A 20,785-nucleotide genomic window follows, 5' to 3' on the forward strand; every position below is an offset into this window, starting at 1 on the left:
TTCTTATATTGCTAACAGCTGTTTTTCTTCTGTGATAGAAAAGTCAATTGCCTTTGCACCATCTGAAACAGAATTTACAAGATATTTTTTTGTGCCAAAAAGAGAGGAGTTAAAACAAAATGGTAGAAAGCAACAAGATGAAGGAGATGCCGGTGAATAAGCTGATGGTCCAAATGGGGATCCCGATGATCTTATCCATGGCATTACAGGCAGTCTATAATATCGTAGACAGTGCATTTGTAGGAAATATGAAAGCAGGCAGTGAAGCAGCATTAAATGCTTTGACTCTGGTATTTCCGGTGCAGATGCTCATGGTAGCAGTAGGAATCGGAACCGGTGTAGGAACCAATGCACTTCTGGCAAGGACACTTGGACAGGGGAACAGGAAAAAAGCTGCGAAGGTAGCTGGTAACAGTCTGGTTCTTGGCGTGATCATTTATGTGGTTTGTTTATTATTTGGTTTCTTTGGAGTGAGAGCATACATTTCATAACAGACTGTTGATGCAGAAGTACTTGAATTGGGAGTCAGTTATCTGCGGATATGCTGTGTGATTTCTTTTGGTATTATTTTCTTTTCTTTATTTGAAAAATTATTGCAGGCGACAGGACGTTCTCTTTATTCTACAATCGGTCAGGTAGTTGGTGCTGTGGTAAATATTATCCTTGATCCGATCATGATCTATGGTATAGGACCTTGTCCCGAAATGGGAGTGAAAGGTGCAGCTTACGCAATTGTAATCGGTCAGGTGGGAGTTTCGCTGATCTGGTGGGCATTTCCGATTACGGAAGTGATTTCATGTCTGATAGGATATTTATTTTTAAAGAGAATCAGAAAATATAAAGTCAATGCGTTAAGCTAAGGAGGAAACAGAGATGGAAAAAAGAATTATTACGATCAGTAGAGAATTTGGAAGCGGTGGACGTTTTATCGGAGAAGAAGTTGCAAAGAAACTTGGAATTGCGTATTATGATAAAAGCATTATCAATGAAATTGCAGAAAAGTCTGGTTTATCACCGGAATACATCAAGGAAAATGCAGAATTATCACCGAAGAAAGGATTATTTGCCTATGCATTTGCAGGGCGTGACATTACAGGAAAATCAGTAGAAGATATGGTATACGAAGCACAGAGAAAAGTGATTTTAGATATAGCAGAGAAAGAGCCTTGTGTGATCATTGGAAGAAATGCAGATTATATCCTGAAAGACAGGGAGGATGTGCTAAATGTGTTTATTCATGGGAATATGCCGGAAAAAATACAGCGTATCGGTCAGTTATATCATGTCGGTGAAAAGGAAGCTGCCAAAATGCTGGCAGATACAGATAAAAGGCGTATGACAAATTATAATTTTTACACAGATCAGAAATGGGGAAAAGCCAGCAATTATACCTTATGTCTGAACAGTTCGCAGCTTGGATATGACAGATGTGAGAAGATCATTATGGAATGTTTAGGGGTGTAAAAAATTGTAAAAACAAGAAGTTTTTACGGTTTAACCTTAAAAACTTCTTGTTTTTTGCATATAACTTGGATGTTAAAATAATATAGGAAACCTAGTGGTAGCAGAAAGTGTTTTTTAATCTGGAAAAATAAACTATTGTGTTGTATTACGGCGGATCAATACAGGTGTAATTTGTTTGTGAATAGGTTCGCCCAATGGTTTGGGAGCACGCTTTTTCTGCTCATCCATCTGTCGGACCAGAAGATCCATGGCGGTTTTGGCAATTACATCAATCTGCTGCCCAACGGTTGTGATTGGAAGGATTGCCTCGCTGGCAATCGGGGAATTGTCAAATCCAACAATCTCATAAGTTGAAGGAAAGGTTCCGTATTTTTGGAAAATTAAATTAAGAAACATATTGGCATAGGTATCATTCGCAAGAAAGATACCTTTTTTTTGATCTGGGTATTTTGCTTCTATCTTATTAAAAATCTCCCGGATCACATTTAAAATCTCATGATAAGAATTACCTTCTACACTCAGATCGATATCATATGGAACATGATATTCTTCACAAGTTTCCTGAAAGGCCCGGATGCGGTCATAAGCTGGGATGGATTTATCCACATTGACATTTATATGAATCAATATGTCACATTTATCCCGGATCAACAGGGAAGTAGCCTGAAGTGCGCCCATATAGTTATCGGTATTGACACTGCTGATATGTTCTGCTTCACGTTCAATTGCGATGACAGGAATCTGATAGGAAGCGAGCTTCTCGGATGGAAGCGTGTGACTTAAAACAATCAGTCCCTCAATCTGATAAGATAGAAGTTCCTCAATGTACTGTTGTTCTTCTTCAGCTCCATGTTCGCTGGCGAAAACAAGAAATTTATAATGATAATCTCTGTAGCTGGAAAGAAATTGTGTCAGCATCTCAGAATAATAGTGCAGGTAGAGGTTTGGAACAATGATTCCGATAAATTCACTTTTTCCATTCGCCAGGACCTTTGCCAGCTTATTCTTTTTATATCCAAGTGTGTCAAGAGCCTGTGAAATCTTTTCCTGATTTTCTAAGGTAAGAGAATCAGGATGATTGAAGTATCTTGATATTGTAGTCTTTGAAAAATTTGTGTATTCTGCAATATCTGCAAAAGTTACCTGTTTTTTACTCATAAAAGTTGAATCTCCTTCAATATGACGGCTAATAGTCTATAATATTCTTTAGTATAGCAATTCTCATGGAAAAACGCAATGGAAAAATAACCGATTACGTAACCGGTTATTTTAGTGCATAAAAGTGTTGACAGAGTGAGATGGATATAGTATTATCAAATCATAAAGTAACCGGTTACTTAACCGGTTTTGCACGATAAGTTAAAGGAATGGAGGAAGAAATGCATGAAAAGAATGCAAAACCAAGCAAAGTCCGTAAGTAAGCGAACCTGGAGAGAAAAGATGACTTATGTGAAGAAAAACTGGCAGTTATATCTTTTCTTCCTGATGCCGGGACTTTTGCTGACAATTATTTTTAAGTATCTCCCGATGGGTGGTCTTCTGATTGCTTTTGAAGACTACAATGTAATCAAAGGAATTCTTGGGAGTCCCTGGGTCGGACTTGAGTATTTCAGACGATTTTTATCTTCACCGGATTTTATGAACTATCTGATGAATACATTAAAATTGAGTATCTACGGATTGCTGTGGGGCTTTCCGGTTCCGATTATTCTTGCATTGCTTCTGAATCGTATCCGAAAGACAGGAATTAAGAAGAAAGTCCAGCTTTTGATCTATATGCCGAACTTTATTTCAGTCATTGTACTCTGTGGTATGGTCCGTATGCTTTTATCACCTGTAGGACCGCTGAATAAAGTACTCGGAATCAGTACAAACTGGATGACAATGCCTTCTGCATTTCGGACAATCTATATTGCAAGTGGAATCTGGCAGGCGGCAGGATGGTCATCTATTATGTACACAGCAGCATTGGCAAATGCCAGCAAGGAGCTGGAAGAAGCAGCCATCATGGATGGAGCGAATCTTCTGCAGCAGATTTGGTATGTAGAGCTGCCGGCAATTAAAAATATTATTGTAATTCAGTTTATCTTACAGGCCGGAAATATTATGAGTATAGGTTTTGAAAAAGCTTATGCGTTACAGACAGATATGAACTTGCCAGCATCAGAAATCCTGTCTACATATGTATACCGTATCGGACTTTTGAATGGAGATTATGGATATTCTACAGCAGTAGGTCTTTTCAATTCTGTTGTAAATGTTATCTTGCTGATTTTTGTAAACTGGGTTGTTAAGAAACTGAATGACGGAGAAGGATTATAGGAAAGAGGGAGAAAAGATGGAGAAAAAAAAGAAGAAAAAATATTCAAGGACAGACAAAGTAATCCTTGGAATCGGGTTTACCATTCTTGGTTTATTCGTCCTTTCTATAGCAATACCGATTATCTATGTGGTATTAGCGTCCTTTATGGATCCGACTGTTTTGAATAACCAGGGATTGAGTTTTAACATTAAGGACTGGACATTAGACGCATATCGAAGAGTGTTACAGAATAAAATGATCTGGCGTGGATTCTTAAATTCTTTCCTGTATTCACTTGCATTTACAGTTATTTCCGTTTTTGTGACATTGCTGGCAGCATATCCGTTGTCTAAAAAAGAATTTGTAGGAAGAAAATTTTTCAATATTATTTTCCTGATCACAATGTTCTTTGGGGGTGGAATGATTCCTACATTCATTTTGATCAATCAGCTGCACATGGTGAATACGGTGTGGGCAATCCTGATTCCGGGGGCATTTAATGTATGGAATATGATTCTCGCAAGAACTTATTATCAATCAATTCCGACAGAATTAAGAGAAGCATCTGCGCTTGACGGGGCGAATGAGATCCAGCATTTCTTTAAAATTATGATTCCGGTATGTAAGCCGATCATTGCAGTTCTGGCACTCTGGTCTTTCGTTGGAATGTGGAACAGTTATTTCGATGCAATGATTTATTTGAATGATGCAAATCTGCAGCCGTTGCAGTTAGTGCTCCGTTCTATCCTGGTACAGAATACACCACAGCCGGGAATGATCGCCGATATCCAGAGCACGGCAGAAATGGCAAAAATAGCAGAACAGCTTAAATATGCAACCATTGTAGTATCAAGTTTACCACTGTTAGTAATGTACCCGTTCTTCCAGAAATATTTTGACAAAGGAATTATGGTAGGATCGGTAAAAGGCTAATAAGAAAGGAACGATACAGATATGAAGAAAAGAAAAGTAAATGCATTACTTGTAATTGTACTGTCTATGACGATGATGGTAGGAGTTGCAGGATGTGGAAAAGAGCGGCAGCTTGCAGCTGAAATTGATCCGGATACACCTGTATCGGAAGTGCAGTTTCCATTGAAGGAAACCGCAGAACTTTCCTTTATTACAAGTGCACCGGCTACATCAACACAGGAGCCAAATGAACGAGTGATCTTTCAGCGTATGGAAGAGCAGACCAATGTTCATATTGACTGGACTTGTTTTGTATCAGATCAGTTTTCTGATAAGAAAAACCTGGCACTTGCCCAGTTTGGAAATCTGCCGGATGGATTATTCAATGCCGGAATGAGTGAGTATGATCTGTTGCGTTATGCAAAGCAGGGAATCATTATTCCATTGGAAAATCTGATAGATAAATATATGCCGAATTTACAGGCAGTATTTGAAAAATACCCAGAATACAGGACAATGTGTACAGCACCGGATGGGCATATTTATTCATTTCCATGGATTGAACAGCTTGGAGCTGGGAAAGAAGCCATTCAGGCAATCGGAGATATTCCGTATATTAACAAAAAATGGCTGGATTATCTTGGACTTGAGATTCCGACAACAACAGATGAATTGGAACAGGTATTAATTCAGTTCCGTGATCATGCAGATGAACTTGAAAAAGAATTTTCAATTGAAGGTGATGTGATCCCAATGTCATTTATTATCAATAATGGAGATCAGGATCCTGCAATTTTGATCAATGGATTTGGAGAGGGTTATGGAGATACAGGGGATCATTTCGCTGTAACGGATGAAGGAAAAGTTATTTATACAACGGTTCAGGAGGGGTATAAAGAAGGAATTGAATGGTTGCATAGGCTTGTAACAGAGGATCTGGTTGACCCGGAAGCATTTACACAAGAGTGGTCCACCTATGTAGCAAAAGGAAAGAATCATCGATATGGTCTCTGCTTTACATGGGATATTGCAAATATTGATAACAATGAAGATTATGTTATGCTGCCGGCTTTGACAGGACCGAATGGAATGAGAAATATCACAAGACAGAACAACAGCGAAACAAGCGGATTCGATCGTGGAAGATGTGTCCTTACATCCAGCTGTCGTGACACAGCACTTGCTGCTGCATGGATCGATCAGATGTATGCACCCCTTCAGTCACCACAGAATAACTGGGGAACTTATGGAGAAAAGGATTCTTTTAACATTTTTGAACTGACCAAAAATAAAGATGGCGGAGAAATGCTGAAGCACATGGATCTTGGAACGCAGTCGCCGGTAGAAGTACGTGAGGCACAATCTGTAAATGGTCCACTTGCAGTACTGAATGAATATTATGATGTATATGTAACACAGCCGGAAGATGCAAAATGGCGTTTAGACAATATGCATGAAACTTATTTACAGGATATGAATAGCAAGTATGTTTACCCAAATGTCTTTATGAGCATTGATGATACCAATAAAGTATCTCAGTATGATACCGATATTAAAAAATATGCAGAGCAGAAGAAAGCAGACTGGATCCTGAATGGAGGAATTGAAAAAGAGTGGGATTCCTATCTGAAGAAAATGGAACAGTATGGACTTTCTGATTATCTTTCAATTAAACAGAAATACTTTGATCAGTATCAGGAGTCATTGAGTGAAGAAAAATAACGATATGAATAATAGGAGAATTCGCATGAGTGAGATGTTAGAAAAGGCTAGAAAATATGAAGATGAACAGGGAAAGCAGATAAAAGCAAAAGACAGACCGGTTTTTCATGTGAGTCCATATGTCGGATGGATGAATGATCCGAATGGTTTTTCATACTATCGGGGAGAGTATCATCTGTTTTATCAGTATCATCCATACAATACATACTGGAACAGTATGCATTGGGGACATGTGGTTAGTAAGGATCTGCTTCACTGGGAATATCTTCCGGCAGCTTTGGCACCGGATGAAGAGTATGATAAGATTGGATGCTTTTCAGGAAGTGCAACAGAGTTAGGAGACGGCAGACAGCTGCTCATCTATACTGCAGTGGATCAGGAGAAAATGGAAGATGGAACGGTAAGGGATATTCAGACACAGGCAGTGGCTGTTGGCAACGGAAAAGATTATAAGAAATATGAGAAGAATCCGGTTCTGACAGCCAAAGATCTTCCGGAAGGTGCAAGTAAAGTGGATTTTCGTGATCCAAAGATCTGGAAAGGAAAAGACGGGAACTTCTATTGTGTTATCGGAAGCAGACCGGCAGACGGAAGTGGACAGATTCTTCTTTATAGAAGCAAGGATGGATTTGAGTGGGGATTTGTCAGCATCCTTGCAGAAAATAAGAAACGTTTTGGAAAGATGTGGGAATGTCCGGACTTCTTTGAACTGGATGGAAAACACGTTCTTTTGACCAGTCCACAGGATATGTTGCCGGAAGGCTTCGAATTTCATAATGGAAACGGTACTTTATGTATCATAGGAGAAATGGACAAAGATACATATACCTTAAAAGAGCAGTTTACGCAATCTGTGGATTATGGAATTGATTTTTATGCAATGCAGACGTTGGAAGCCCCAGATGGCAGGAGAATTATGATCGGCTGGATGCAGAACTGGGATACACTAGCTCATCGTGATAACGATTCAAAATGGTTTGCACAGATGAGTCTGCCGAGAGAATTGTCTGTAAAAAACGGAAGACTTTACCAAACTCCAGTCAAAGAACTTGATGCAATGCGTAAAAACAGAGTTGAGTACAACAATGTGGTAATAAATAATGATATGATCACATTAGATAAAATCGAAGGACGAACCATAGACATGGAACTTGTGATACGTCCGGAAGATAAGGGGAATGTCTATAAAAAAATTGCATTACGCTTTGCACAGAATGAGAAGTTTCATACAGAACTGAGTTTCCGCCCGGATGAGTCTGTCCTGAAAATTGATAGAAAATTTTCAGGAAGTGCACGAGCATTGGTTCATCAGAGAAGATGCCGGGTAAATGGAGATGCCGATAAATTAAAGCTTCGTGTGATTTTGGATAGATTTAGCGCAGAAATATTTATTAATGATGGCGAGCAGGTTATGTCGGCTGTCCTATTTACAGAACAAGAGGCAAAAGGAATTTCATTTTTTGCTGAAGGTGCAGCTAAAATCGATGTAGTGAAATACGATCTGGTTTAGAAAATACATGATAAAACTTACATGGAGTTTGAAGACGTATGGATAATGATAGGGGGATTCCTGGAACGGGAATCCCCTTTGTAGTATAGGAGCATAGAGTATTGATGATAGAGGAAAGAAGAAAAAGATATGAGAAGGAACTGCATGAAAAATATCTGCAGTTATATCACAATGAACAATGTTATGAAGAACTAATGCAGATGTTGGAAGGGGCTTATCAGGACAGATCGGCGGAGCTTAGGAGATTAGACGGTAGAAGAGAGAAAGAACCAAACTGGTATCGCAACAGAAATATGCTTGGAATGACGATGTATCCGAAGCTGTTTGCGGGGGGATTAAAAGGTGTGATAGAACACTTGGATTATCTGTCAGAGCAGAAGATTACCTATCTTCATTTGATGCCGCTTTTAAAGATGCCTCATCCATATAATGACGGTGGGTATGCGGTGGAAGATTTTAAGCAGGTCGATTCGGAAATAGGAACAAACGAAGAGTTAAAAAGACTGACAAAAGAGCTGAGAAAGCGTGGCATCAGCTTATGTCTGGATGTAGTTATGAATCATACGGCAGATACACATGAGTGGGCGATACGAGCCAAGAGAGGCGAACAGGAATATATGGATCGTTATCAGTGCTATGAGACGCGAGAAATTCCGGATCAATTTGAAAAGACTATGCCGCAAGTGTTTCCGGAAACCGCTCCGGGAAATTTTACATGGTGTGAAGAGATGCACAGGCATGTACTGACAACATTTTATACTTATCAATGGGATTTGAATTATCATAATCCGAAAGTATTTAATGAAATGATTGGGAATATCCTGTATCTGGCAAATCTTGGAGTAGAAGTGTTTCGTATTGATGCAGTTCCTTATATCTGGAAAGAATTAGGAACAAGCTGCAGAAATCTTCCCCAGGTTCATAGTATTGTCCGGATGCTGCGTATCATTGTTGAAATGATCTGCCCGGCTGTGATCCTGAAAGGTGAGGTTGTTATGGAACCAAAAGAACTGCCGGTTTATTTTGGAACAGAGAGTGAACCGGAATGTCATATGTTATATGGAGTTTCCAGCATGGTAAATTTGTGGGCAGCACTGGCTACGAGAGACACAAGGATGTTGAAGCATCAGATGGATGTGATCCACAGCCTTCCGAAGAACTGCTATTTTGTCAATTACCTTCGCTGTCATGATGATATTGGCTGGGGACTGGATGAAGAACAGGAGAAAAAGCTGGAAATAAACCCAATCCGGCACAAAGAATATTTGTATCATTTCTTTGAAGGTACTTATCCATATAGCTTTGCGCGAGGAGAATTATATAATTACGATCCAGCGACGAAAGATGCCAGAAGCTGTGGAACAACTGCGAGTTTGTGCGGAATTGAAAAAGGTGGATTTGAAGGGGATTTAGAACAGGTGAAACAAGGAATCCAAAGAGTGCTCATGATGCATGCGGCATGTATGAGTATGGAAGGATTTGTAATGCTTTCATCCGGGGACGAGATCGGTCAGGTAAATGATTATGATTATAAGAAAAATTCAGATACTGCTGCGGATAGCAGGTATCTGCACCGCAGTCCGTTCCAGTGGGACAATGCAGACAAGAGAAAAAAAGCGGGTACAGTACAGTACGACATCTGGAATGGTCTGAAGCAGATGGAAGAAATACGGCGTCAGGAAAATTGCTTTGGAGAAACTGCCGGTATTTCTACCTGGGATACAGGAAATTATGCGGTTTTTGCGATTAGAAGAACAGCAGGAAATGAAGAATTAATCTGTCTGGCTAATTTTTCAGAATATGGACAGAATGCATGGCTGAATTGTCTGGAAGGTGAATATGAGGATTTATTTACAGGAGAAAAACTGGAAATAAATTCGGTATGGATGAATCCTTATCAGTACAGATGGTGCGTGAAAAAATAGGAATTTTATGGAAAAAGCAATGTCATTTTTGGAGGCAGAATGGAGAATATAATGAAAAAATATGATGTAGTGGCACTTGGAGAATTGTTAATTGATTTCACAGAAAATGGAAAAAGTAATCAGGGAAATCCGCTTTTTGAGGCAAATCCGGGAGGAGCGCCATGCAATGTACTTGCAATGCTGACGAAACTCGGACATAAGACGGCATTTATCGGAAAAGTAGGGGAAGACTTTTTCGGAGAACAGCTGAGAGATGCGATAACAGAAGCAGGGATTGATGCAGGTGGATTATGTACAGATAAGGAAATCCATACGACACTTGCTATGGTACATACTTATCCGGATGGAGACAGAGATTTTTCGTTTTATCGTAATCCGGGAGCGGATATGATGCTGAATAAAGAAGAGGTTCAGGCAGAACTTATTAAAGAAACAAAAATCTTCCATTTCGGAACGTTGTCCATGACACATGGAGGAGTGCGCGAAGCAACAAAAGAAGCAATCCGTATTGCAGAAGAATCCGGTGCAGTTATTTCCTTTGATCCGAACTTACGTCCACCACTTTGGAACTCTTTGGATGAGGCAAAGGAACAGGTATTGTATGGATTAGCACATTGTCAGATTCTGAAAATTTCAGACAATGAAATCCAATGGCTGACAGGTGAAGAAGACTATACGGCAGGGGTAAATTGGATTAGAGAAAGATATCAGATTCCGCTGATCCTTGTATCTATGGGAAAAGAAGGAAGTCGTGCATACTATAACGGAACGATGGTAGAAGTAAAACCGTTCCTTCAGAAGAATACAATTGAGACGACAGGAGCAGGAGATACATTTTGTGGTTGTGTATTACATTATATCTGTGAACACGGAATGGAAGGTTTAGAGGAAGAAAACCTGAAGGAAATGCTGACTTTTGCAAATGCGGCAGCATCTGTGATTACAACAAGAAAAGGGGCACTGCGTGTAATGCCAACCAGAGATGAAATTCAGAATCTGCAATGTTAATCATGGAAGTTCAGGCAGAGTCGGATATGATAAGCAATTATATCGAAATGTATCACCTTGCTCCGGCAAAGTACATGAATCAGAAACACTGGCTGGCAGTTCCAATGGATAAACAGTGCGAAGAAAAGGATTGACATTTCTGGCGGTGCATTCCATAATGACAATAGCAGTTTGATAGAGCTAACAAGAGCGGGAGCGTGACATGAGGAAAAAGAATTCTTATAGATGGCTGATATGGATTTTTCTGGCTGTAATTCTGATAGGTGTGGCATTGTGGAATATTCTGCCGCCGTATATTGATCGATGGCAGTCGACGAAAGATTATGAAAAACTTGCCGAAGAATATGTCAGTGATGAATCCGAACCAGATGACGGGAAGCAGAAGAAAAAAGACTGGTGGAGCACCGACATTAAAGTCGAATTTGACCAGTTAAAAACAGAAAACCCGGACGGCATCGGCTGGATACGGTTCGACGATCAGAATGAGCTTGGTATCAACTATCCTATCGTGCACTCCGGGGACAACGAAAAATATCTGCGCAAAGATATCCATGGCAATAAGCATATCGCCGGAAGTATCTTTCTGGAAGGACTGAATCAGTCAGATTTTTCCGACCTTTATAACATCATTTACGGACACAACATGAACAATGGCAGTATGTTCGGCAGTCTGAAGAAATACAAGGATGAAGGCTTCTGGAAAAAGAACCAGTACTTTACGGTCTATACCGAAAGCACTGCCTACCGCTATCAGATCTTCTCCTATGAGGATGCGGTGAATGGCGGCAATGTATATAAAGTCGGTTATCAGCCGGGGGAAGAATACCAGACGTTTATTGACGAGATGGTAAAAGACTCGGATTTTGATACCGGGATCAGACCAAAGTCAACGAACAAGATCCTGACGCTGTCCACCTGTACCGGGAATGGATACAGCAAACGGTTTGCTGTTCATGCGGTATGTATCGATACCCAGACAACAGACCAGACAAAATTAAAGGAAACGGATGATTAACAGGTAAAATGCATTGACAAACTTAAAAAAAGAACAATATAATGGGGAAAACCATGGTTTGAAGTAACTGACCAGAAGCAAAAGAGGAAAACAAGAACACAGAGAGTGAAGTAATGGCGGATAAAAAAACAGAAAACAGAAATATTGATACTGCAAAAGCCAGAGGAGAACTGGAAGAAGACCTTCTGGAGTATGTCTATCGGAAATGGAGACAGGGCAGACAGATTACATCAAAGGAATATGCCAGAACAACAGGAATAACGACCAGTGAGGTTCTTTTTTTGTATAAAAAATATCCTGTAAATTCTGTTTTAGAGAGTAAAAAAACTGTAGCTGAGGGGCTGTGAAAAAAGAACAGTCCCGAAAAAAAATTTGCCAATGCTAATTCAAGATTATCTGGACATCTGTGATCCAGTGCTGACTTTTGACAGAGTTATGGGAGAAATCGAACTGGAGAAATATCTGGATAACAAGTCGAAAATGACACAAATCTCACAGTATGAGCTTCAAAAGGGAAACTGGAAAGAAGAAATTGATTAAGCATTTGGAATATCAGATTTCCAATGCCGATGAAGCGTCTTTAAAAGAATATCGTGTGAATCTGCGACATTTGTAAAATCGAAAGGATTCTTTATGATTGGAATAAATAGAAAAGACATACAAGCAATCTTAAAAGCTGGTGCAAAAAAATCTCAAAAAATTAGCACTCGTATCTTGTTATTACAGCGTAGCTTTTGTCTTAGTTCATAGAGTGCCGTAAAGTGCCTATTTACAGGCTTTTCACGGGTTTTATGAATTTATCACATTTCATCAAAAATCGTCAATATACAAAAAATTGGTGTCAAAATTGGTGTCAAATAACCTTAATTTGAGATTTTGATGAGTAACACATCAGTAAAAAAAATTGAATATTTTATAGACTATGGAACGCCTAAAATGACGTTCCTTTTCTATTTCCAGCCGTTCTTATTGGACGGCTATTTTATTACCAAAAATGAAAGGAGCATTAGATTTATGAAAAAGACATGGAAACGATTGTGTACGGGCTTCTTAGCTCTTGCAACTGTCGTTACTGCTTTACCGACGACACCCGTTCATGCAGAAAGCAAGCAATACTGGACGGAGTCAAAAGAGCGTGTCGGTATCGTTGAAAAAGTAATGAATGACGGTTCGATTGGTTCTACCTTTAACGAGGGACATTTGACCGTTGAGGGCGAGGACGCTTACTGTATCGACATTAACACAGATTTTAGGAACGGCTACAAGACCAGAGCTGACGCAAGCACCCGTATGAGTGTCGACCAGATAAGCGACGTTGCTTTATCTATCGAATATGTAAAACAGTACACAGACAGCCACAGCGGAATAAGCAAAAATCACGCCTACCTTTTAAGACAGCTTGTAGTCTGGCAGAGATTGAGTGTACATCTTGGCTGGCAATGCGATAACGTGCGAGCTTCTTATGATGAAATTCCAAAGGCTACGCAGGACGAAGTTTTCTCTGGTGCAAAAGCCTTTGTCAAAGAAAATAAAGGACGCTATGAATGTGGCGGTTATATCTACTCTGGCGAGGGGCAGGAATTGGGACAATTCTGGGCGAAACTGAATGTTGGAAATGCAAAACTGCAAAAGACTTCCAGTAATACCAGCATTACAGACGGTAACGGGAATTACTCAATCGCTGGTGCAACCTATGGCGTTTTTGCTGATAAGGACTGCACAAAACAGCTTGCCACCCTTACGACTGATAAAAACGGAAATACGGACGTTGTAGAGGTAATTGCTGGCACAGTCTATATCAAGGAATTATCCGCACCAGCAGGATATAAAGTGGATAAAACTGTATATTCCTTAAAGGTTGAAGCTGGAAAGACAGCAACATTGAAAGTATCTGATACGCCAAAAGTAACGGACACTTTGATTGAGCTTTTCAAGATTGATATGGAAACACAGAAAGACAATCCGCAAGGGAACGCTTCTTTAGCAGGTGCGGAATTTACATGGAAGTATTATGCTGGCTTCTATAATAAAGACAATCTCCCTGCCGAAGCTACTCGTACATGGGTTACAAAGACAATCGCTGAAACAGACAGCGACGGGACAACTCACTACATCACAAAATTAGCGGACGCATACAAGGTATCTGGCGATAGCTTCTATATGCAGGACGGCAAGGCGGTTCTTCCACTTGGAACGCTAACCGTTGAGGAAACGAAAGCTCCAAACGGCTACTTGTTAGAGGGTGCATATATGCAGGCTGGCGATAAGTCCGAACAGATTAAGGGCTTATATGTAACACAGATTACCGAGGACGGCGACCTTGCCGTATTATCTGGAAGTAACCAGTTTTCCGTATCAGACAAGGTTATCCGTGGCGGTGTCAAAATTCAGAAACGAGATTTAGAAACGGGCGATACAAAGCCACAAGGAAGTGCCACTCTGAAAGATACTGTCTTTGACATCATTTCCTTAAATGATAATTCTGTTTTGGTTGAGGGCAAGCTATATAAGAAAAATGAAATCGTAAAAACTATTCGTACAGATATTGAGGGTATCGCTTCTACTTCTTCTGACCTCTTACCTTATGGAAAATTCCGTATTGTTGAAAGTGAAGCTCCCGACGGTTACTTAACTGACGGTGCAAAACCGATTGATTTTACAATCACAGAAAATGGAAAAATCGTGGACTTAACCGACGAAGCTCATTCTATCTACAATCAGATTAAGCGTGGAGATATTGAGGGTGTAAAAATCGGTGCAGGCACACATAAGCGTCTTGCTGATGTTCCTTTTAGGATCACAAGCAAGACAACGGGCGAAAATCATGTTGTGGTAACTGATGATAACGGGCAGTTTTCCACTTCTGCTGACTGGGCTTCTCATAAGCACAATACAAACGCAGGCAAGACCAGTGAGGATGGTGTGTGGTTTGGGACTTCTGAACCAGACGACAGCAAGGGGGCATTACCTTATGATACCTATATCATTGAAGAAATGCGTTGCGATAGTAACAAAGGCTTTGAACTTATCCCACCTTTTGAAATCGTGGTATCAAGAAATAACCTTGTGATTGATTTAGGAACGCTAACTGATGAATACGAAAAAGAAATCTCTATTCATACCACAGCGACCAGCAAAGACGGCGAAAAGACTATCCTTGCAGGAAAAGAGGTTACAATCGTTGATACTGTCAAATTAGACGGACTTACAAAAGGCACAAAGTATCAGTTGAAAGGCTGGCAGATGTTAAAGGAAGAAAACGCCGAGCTTATCATTGACGGGAAACGTGTAGAAAACGATTATACCTTTGTCGCTGATGATGAAGAAATGAAAGTGGAAATTTCCTATACATTCAATGCGTCTGCTTTAGGTGGCAAAAACCTTGTTACCTTTGAAGAATTATATGATTTCAGCAATCCAGACGAACCCGTAAAAGTTGCAGAACACAAAGACATTGAGGACGACGGGCAAACGGTACTTATCACAGAGCGTATCATCAAGATACATACTACCGCTACCGATAAGGACGGCAACAAAGAGATTAAAGCAGGAAAAGACGTTACAATCATTGATACCGTAACCTTAGAGGGCTTAGAAGTCGGTACACAGTACAAACTTGTGGGCTGGCAGATGTTGAAAGAAGAAAATGCAGAACTTCTTATCAATGGAAAACGTGTGGAAAGTGATTACACTTTTATTGCTGACAGCGAAACTATGAAAGTGGAAGTTGCTTTTACGTTTGACGCTACTTCTCTTGACGGCAAACAGCTTGTAACTTTTGAGGAATTATACGATTTAAGCAATCCAGACGAGCCGAAGAAAGTTACCGAGCATAAGGATATTGAGGATAAGGGACAGACGATTACTTTTAAGGAAAAGCCAGAAGAACCAGAGAAACCCGAAACACCACCGACACCGGAAAAGCCTAACAGACCTAGCGACAGTCCCAAAACGGGCGACAGTACAAATGTAATGGCATTTATCGTGATGTTGCTTGCGTCTGCTGGTGGACTGGCTGGAACATATCTTTACAAACGCCGTAAAATGAAGAAATCATAAGGCGGTAACGGTATGAGGAAAGAAAAATCACGCTCTCCGCCGAAGCTGTCAAACGGCAGATTTTTGCTTATTCTGGCTTGTCTGCCTACAACCTGCAAGAACACGGATAGTCAAGGGTGCGTAAGCATTGATTTTACCCTTTACTATCTGGGGGCTTGCTGGTACTTCCCAAACCGCCAGAATAAGAAATCACAATTAAAAAACTTATCAAATATCGAAAGAAACGAGGTAAAACAATATGGAAATGAAATATGTCGTGCCAGATATGGCACAGTCTTTTGGAACTCTTGAATTTGCAGGCGAAAGCGAGCCAGTCTTTGAAAGAGATAAAAATAATCGCAGGGTCTTAGCCAGACGAAGCTATAACCTTTATTCCGACGTACAGAAAGGCGAAAATGTTGTGGTAGAAATTCCCGTGCAGGCTGGCGAAAAGAAGTTCAAGTATGAGCAGAAAGTAAAACTTGTCAATACGAAGTTATACGGCAGAGGTTACGCAATCGGGGATATGGGACATACCGATTATGTATTAGTTGCTGATGATATTGTAGCAGTTGAAGAAAAGTAAAGGAGTGAAGAATTTATGAGATTATCAAACGGGTTTGTTATTGACAAAGAGAAAACATTTGGAGAATTAAAATTTACAGCGGTGCGTGATGTGTTCTTGCAGAATGAGGATGGAACACCGAGTAGCCAGCTTAAAAAGCGTATCTATGATTTAAAATGCAGTCTGCATGGTGGCATTATCCCCGTGTCTGTACCGCCAGAAGTACCGTTAAGGGAATTTCCTTACAATGCAGTCGTGGAACTTGTCAATCCCGTAGCCGATACTGTATCACGAAAAACCTATACGGGTGCAGATGTGGACTGGTATGTAAAAGCAGAGGATATTATATTGAAGAATAAAGGCAATCAGAACGCAGGCAGTCCACAGAACCATACACCGCAGGGACAGCCGAAAAAATAATTCGTTTCCTCTTTGTTGTATAGGATATTTGAGTAAGATATAATGTCCTTATAAGTATAACAGAAAGGTAGATGTTTTGATGAAAAAAAGGTTATGTAGAATGATTTTTAAAAAGGAATTAGAAGAAGAATTTCAAATTTTGAACAATCATTTTCTTAGAAAACAGCAACAAATTCAATGTGAAATGGAGAAAAACAAAAAGAAATATGGGATTGTAGAACGTATCTTTTATTTGTTTCCAAATGCAGAAATCATTGGAATGGAAAAAAACAAAAAAGATGATGAGCTTTTTATTGTAATGAATAATGATACAATCTATCTCTTGGGTGAACGTTATCAAGGTATTACAAATTTACCTAGAATTTTATTTCATGTTTACAAAACTGATGATGAATTTTTCCAAAAAAAATATATCCATATTGATGATGTTCTAATGGAAGATAATGATGTTGGAAATGGGACAATTGCAATGAAAGCATTGATAAAATATGCAAAAAGAAATAACATTAAATGGATTGAAGGAAGTCTTTCATCAGTTGATAATGACCATGCAGATAGAAGAAATCACTATTATGAAAAGTTTGGCTTTAAAATACAAAGTTCTTCTATTCGATTAGACATAACAGCATAGGAAATAAGTCTATAGAAAAAGTGGTTAGTCATTACGTCTAACTGCTTTTTTCGTACCCAGAAAGGAGTGATTGATTTATGCAAAAGATTTGGAACAAAGGACACCGTGTCAGAGCCAGCGACAAGCACCTTGTCTACCACTTTTCCATAGGGACACTTCTGTTTGTATTCATGGCGGTTCTCCTACTACTGAATATCAAACAGCTCATGTGTACCGATTGGGAGCATTTCAGCTTGTTAGAAAACGGCTTAACGCTTTCCCCATACAACTTCATAACCATACTGATAGCGACTGGTGTTTGTGCATTGGTCGCTTTTCTGTATTACCGTTTCTGTTACGACAGTTTCAAGAAGCTCCTGCACCGTCAAAAGCTGGCAAGAATGGTACTGGAAAATAAGTGGTATGAAGCCGATACCGTACAAGACAGCGGTTTTTTTACTGACCTGCAAAGCAGATCAAGGGAAAAAATCGTCTGGTTTCCGAAGATTTACTATCAAATGGAAAAAGGACTGCTTCATATCCGCTGTGAAATCACGTTAGGAAAATATCAAGACCAGCTTTTACGGTTAGAGGATAAATTGGAAAGTGGCTTATATTGCGAGCTGACCGACAAGAACCTGCATGACGGCTATATCGAATATACCCTGCTTTATGATATGATAGCGAACCGCATTACCATTGATGAAGTACGGGCAGAAAACGGCTGTCTTAGACTGATGAAAAATCTTGTCTGGGAATATGACGCACTTCCTCATGCTCTGATTGCTGGCGGGACTGGTGGTGGTAAAACCTATTTTCTGCTGACGCTCATTGAAGCCCTACTGCATACAAACGCTGTCCTTTATATCTTAGACCCGAAGAACGCTGACCTTGCAGACTTAGGGACAGTTATAGGAAATGTGTATCACACCAAAGAAGAAATGATTGATTGCGTCAATGCCTTTTATGAGGGCATGGTACAGCGAAGTGAGGAAATGAAGAGACACCCGAACTATAAGACGGGCGAAAATTACGCCTATCTTGGACTGCCACCCTGCTTTCTTATCTTTGATGAATATGTGGCATTTTTTGAAATGCTGGGGACAAAAGAAAGCGTGAGCCTACTTAGCCAGTTAAAGAAAATCGTTATGTTAGGGCGACAAGCAGGTTATTTCCTTATCGTTGCCTGCCAGCGTCCAGACGCAAAGTATTTTTCAGACGGTATCAGAGATAACTTCAATTTCCGTGTGGGCTTGGGGCGTATCAGCGAATTAGGTTACGGTATGCTGTTTGGTTCAGATGTGAAAAAGCAGTTTTTTCAGAAGCGTATCAAGGGACGTGGTTATTGTGATGTGGGGACAAGCGTTATCAGTGAGTTTTACACGCCTTTAGTCCCGAAAGGACATGATTTTTTGCAGACTATCGGCTCTCTTGCACAAGCAAGGCAGGACGGGACGGCGACGGGCGAAGCGAAAGGCGACGGCACGGACTAGCCGTTGCTGGTGTGGCGTAAGCCACGCCAGCAGGTAAAACCCCTCGGTATCTAACAGAGGGGTACGTTTGCAAATAGACAATAGACAAAAAACATAGGAAACATAAGGCTTCTGGCATGATTTCCTTGCAAAATTCAGTTGTGAAGTCGCCTTAAAAAACTTCACACTTTACAGATTGGGGGTATGGTTCTGAATGAAGAACAATGGATAAAAGAATTACGGGAGAAACGGATTGCTTACGGTATCTCACAAGGCAGGCTGGCGGTGGCTTCTGGTATCACAAGGGAATATCTCAACAAGATAGAAAGCGGAAAAATGAAGCCGTCAAAAGAACTTCTGGAAACTCTGCATAAAGAACTGGCAAGGTTCAATCCAGAAGCACCGCTTACCATGCTGTTTGATTATGTGAAAATTCGTTTTCCCACGCTGGATATACAGCACATCATCAAAGATATATTAAAACTGAATATCAATTATATGCTCCATGAAGATTACGGACGTTACAGTTATACGGAGCATTATTCATTAGGGGACATCTTTATCTATACGTCGGCTGACGAAGAAAAAGGTGTCCTTTTAGAGTTAAAGGGGCGAGGTTGCAGGCAGTTTGAAAGTTACCTGCTGGCACAGCAAAGAAGCTGGTATGACTTCCTCATGGATGCACTCATAGACGGGGGCGTGATGAAGCGTATCGACCTAGCTATCAACGACCATACGGGCATTTTGGATATTCCAGAGCTTGCGGAAAAATGCAGGAAACGGGAATATATCGGAAAGTCCAGAAGCTATAAGTTTTACCAGTCGGGCGAGCTTATCAAGCACAGAGAGGACGACAGAGAATATATGGGACGTACCCTTTATCTTGGTTCGCTGAAATCAGATGTGTATTTCTGTGTCTATGAAAAGGACTATGAGCAGTACGTCAAGCTGGGGACACCTCTGGAAGAAGCCGACATTATCAACCGTTTTGAGATACGGCTTAGAAATGAACGAGCCTATTATGCAGTACGAGATTTGCTGACGTATTATGACGCTGAACAGACCGCCTTTTCTATTATCAACCAGTATGTGCGGTTTGTTGATGAAGAACCAGACAAGCGGAAAAATGACTGGAAACTCAATGACCGCTGGGCTTGGTTTATCGGCGATAATCGGCAAAGTCTGAAACTGACGACAAAGCCAGAGCCTTATACCTTAGACCGCACATTGCGTTGGGTACAAAGGCAGGTAGCACCGACCTTGAAAATGCTGAAAAAGATTGATAAGGGAAACGGTACAGACTACATGGAAACGATTGAAAAGCAGGCAGTCTTGAGTGAAAAGCATGAAATGATAATCAAACAGCAGACGACCCCTGCAAAAGATTTAGTAGAAAGTTAGGAGTGATGAAAAATGTTGGAATTAGTAAAAGACTTTCTGCTGGTATCTATGGGAATGGGTATCGGCGTAGTCTTGATGTGTATTTTGAATGTCGGCAAAGAAGCTGACAGAAACATGAAAGAAATCAAAGAAAGCGAGGACAATTAAATGAATTTCGGAAACAATTTGTATCAATGGTTTTTATCAAACGCACAGAGCTTAGTGCTTATGGCGATTGTGGTTATCGGTATCTACTTAGGGTTCAAGCGTGAGTTTTCCAAACTTATCGGCTTCTTGGTAGTTGCCTTAATTGCTGTCGGTTTGGTGTTCAATGCTGGCGGTGTGAAAGATGTACTGTTAGAGCTGTTCAATAAAATTATTGGTGCATAATTTTTTATTGTGGTGCTAATATGCGAATGCTATAATATAAGACATAGTTTTA

At 40.2% G+C, this 20,785-nt stretch carries 19 protein-coding genes and 1 pseudogene; 19 read left to right on the forward strand and 1 reads right to left on the reverse strand.

The genetic code is table 11. The features are described from left to right. Positions 1 to 119: 119 nt before the first annotated feature. Both PGZ10_RS06835 and PGZ10_RS06840 read left to right on the forward strand, forming a co-directional pair. Positions 120 to 782, forward strand: a pseudogene (locus PGZ10_RS06835) (MATE family efflux transporter); the annotation flags it as partial. Positions 783 to 873: 91 nt separating this feature from the next. After that, positions 874 to 1,464: a cytidylate kinase-like family protein gene (locus tag PGZ10_RS06840; RefSeq protein WP_117555431.1), complete on the forward strand. Its 591-nt coding sequence runs from the start codon at positions 874 to 876 to the stop codon at positions 1,462 to 1,464. Positions 1,465 to 1,596: 132 nt separating this feature from the next. Here PGZ10_RS06840 and PGZ10_RS06845 read toward each other — a convergent pair whose 3' ends face one another. Then, positions 1,597 to 2,622: a LacI family DNA-binding transcriptional regulator gene (locus PGZ10_RS06845; protein WP_117822659.1), complete on the reverse strand. Its 1,026-nt coding sequence runs from the start codon at positions 2,620 to 2,622 to the stop codon at positions 1,597 to 1,599. 225 nt (positions 2,623 to 2,847) lie between these two features. Between PGZ10_RS06845 and PGZ10_RS06850 the strand changes: the two genes are divergently transcribed. From PGZ10_RS06850 to PGZ10_RS06930, 17 genes are all read left to right on the forward strand, one after another. After that, positions 2,848 to 3,786, forward strand: coding sequence for an ABC transporter permease (locus PGZ10_RS06850; RefSeq protein WP_117822661.1), 939 nt, complete (start codon positions 2,848 to 2,850; stop codon positions 3,784 to 3,786). Positions 3,787 to 3,802: 16 nt separating this feature from the next. Further along, the gene (locus PGZ10_RS06855; RefSeq protein ID WP_173826182.1) at positions 3,803 to 4,699 is read left to right on the forward strand and encodes a carbohydrate ABC transporter permease; all 897 of its coding nucleotides are present in this window, start codon (positions 3,803 to 3,805) and stop codon (positions 4,697 to 4,699) included. A gap of 21 nt (positions 4,700 to 4,720) precedes the next feature. After that, the gene (locus PGZ10_RS06860; protein WP_117822665.1) at positions 4,721 to 6,400 is read left to right on the forward strand and encodes an ABC transporter substrate-binding protein; all 1,680 of its coding nucleotides are present in this window, start codon (positions 4,721 to 4,723) and stop codon (positions 6,398 to 6,400) included. A gap of 25 nt (positions 6,401 to 6,425) precedes the next feature. Beyond that, positions 6,426 to 7,910, forward strand: coding sequence for a glycoside hydrolase family 32 protein (locus tag PGZ10_RS06865; RefSeq protein WP_270540976.1), 1,485 nt, complete (start codon positions 6,426 to 6,428; stop codon positions 7,908 to 7,910). Positions 7,911 to 8,014: 104 nt separating this feature from the next. Then, positions 8,015 to 9,835, forward strand: a complete 1,821-nt coding sequence (locus PGZ10_RS06870) for an amylosucrase (protein ID WP_270540977.1) — start codon at positions 8,015 to 8,017, stop codon at positions 9,833 to 9,835. Between the two features lie 51 nt (positions 9,836 to 9,886). Further along, entirely contained in the window at positions 9,887 to 10,843 is a 957-nt protein-coding gene (locus PGZ10_RS06875) for a carbohydrate kinase family protein (protein WP_117555945.1), read from the forward strand. Between the two features lie 202 nt (positions 10,844 to 11,045). Further along, a complete protein-coding gene (gene srtB / locus PGZ10_RS06880; RefSeq protein WP_195250082.1) occupies positions 11,046 to 11,858 on the forward strand; it encodes a class B sortase in 813 nt (270 codons plus the stop codon). 113 nt (positions 11,859 to 11,971) lie between these two features. Beyond that, complete coding sequence (locus tag PGZ10_RS06885; protein ID WP_243000040.1) at positions 11,972 to 12,205, forward strand: hypothetical protein; 234 nt, start codon at positions 11,972 to 11,974, stop codon at positions 12,203 to 12,205. A 31-nt stretch (positions 12,206 to 12,236) separates the two neighbouring features. Then, positions 12,237 to 12,398, forward strand: coding sequence for a hypothetical protein (locus tag PGZ10_RS06890; RefSeq protein WP_243000039.1), 162 nt, complete (start codon positions 12,237 to 12,239; stop codon positions 12,396 to 12,398). 474 nt (positions 12,399 to 12,872) lie between these two features. Continuing rightward, positions 12,873 to 15,917 (forward strand): SrtB-anchored collagen-binding adhesin, encoded by a 3,045-nt coding sequence (locus PGZ10_RS06895; RefSeq protein WP_270540978.1) that lies wholly within the window; start codon positions 12,873 to 12,875, stop codon positions 15,915 to 15,917. A gap of 238 nt (positions 15,918 to 16,155) precedes the next feature. Continuing rightward, positions 16,156 to 16,482, forward strand: coding sequence for a YdcP family protein (locus tag PGZ10_RS06900; protein WP_270540979.1), 327 nt, complete (start codon positions 16,156 to 16,158; stop codon positions 16,480 to 16,482). 15 nt (positions 16,483 to 16,497) lie between these two features. Beyond that, positions 16,498 to 16,881 (forward strand): YdcP family protein, encoded by a 384-nt coding sequence (locus PGZ10_RS06905; protein ID WP_118381315.1) that lies wholly within the window; start codon positions 16,498 to 16,500, stop codon positions 16,879 to 16,881. Between the two features lie 79 nt (positions 16,882 to 16,960). Beyond that, positions 16,961 to 17,512 carry a hypothetical protein gene (locus PGZ10_RS06910; RefSeq protein ID WP_117441990.1) on the forward strand — a complete coding sequence of 184 codons (552 nt, stop codon included), beginning with the start codon at positions 16,961 to 16,963 and terminating at the stop codon, positions 17,510 to 17,512. A gap of 77 nt (positions 17,513 to 17,589) precedes the next feature. Next, complete coding sequence (locus tag PGZ10_RS06915; RefSeq protein ID WP_117441989.1) at positions 17,590 to 18,984, forward strand: FtsK/SpoIIIE domain-containing protein; 1,395 nt, start codon at positions 17,590 to 17,592, stop codon at positions 18,982 to 18,984. A 183-nt stretch (positions 18,985 to 19,167) separates the two neighbouring features. After that, on the forward strand, positions 19,168 to 20,364 hold the full coding sequence (gene mobT, locus PGZ10_RS06920; RefSeq protein WP_009271891.1) for a MobT family relaxase: 1,197 nt from the start codon (positions 19,168 to 19,170) through the stop codon (positions 20,362 to 20,364). A gap of 12 nt (positions 20,365 to 20,376) precedes the next feature. Further along, positions 20,377 to 20,511 (forward strand): DUF3789 domain-containing protein, encoded by a 135-nt coding sequence (locus PGZ10_RS06925; protein ID WP_118010370.1) that lies wholly within the window; start codon positions 20,377 to 20,379, stop codon positions 20,509 to 20,511. Next, positions 20,512 to 20,733, forward strand: coding sequence for a hypothetical protein (locus PGZ10_RS06930; RefSeq protein ID WP_004843355.1), 222 nt, complete (start codon positions 20,512 to 20,514; stop codon positions 20,731 to 20,733). Positions 20,734 to 20,785: the final 52 nt, after the last annotated feature.

It is taken from the genome of Coprococcus sp. AF102-57, assembly GCF_027686195.1.
Lineage (GTDB): Bacteria > Bacillota > Clostridia > Lachnospirales > Lachnospiraceae > Allocoprococcus > Allocoprococcus comes.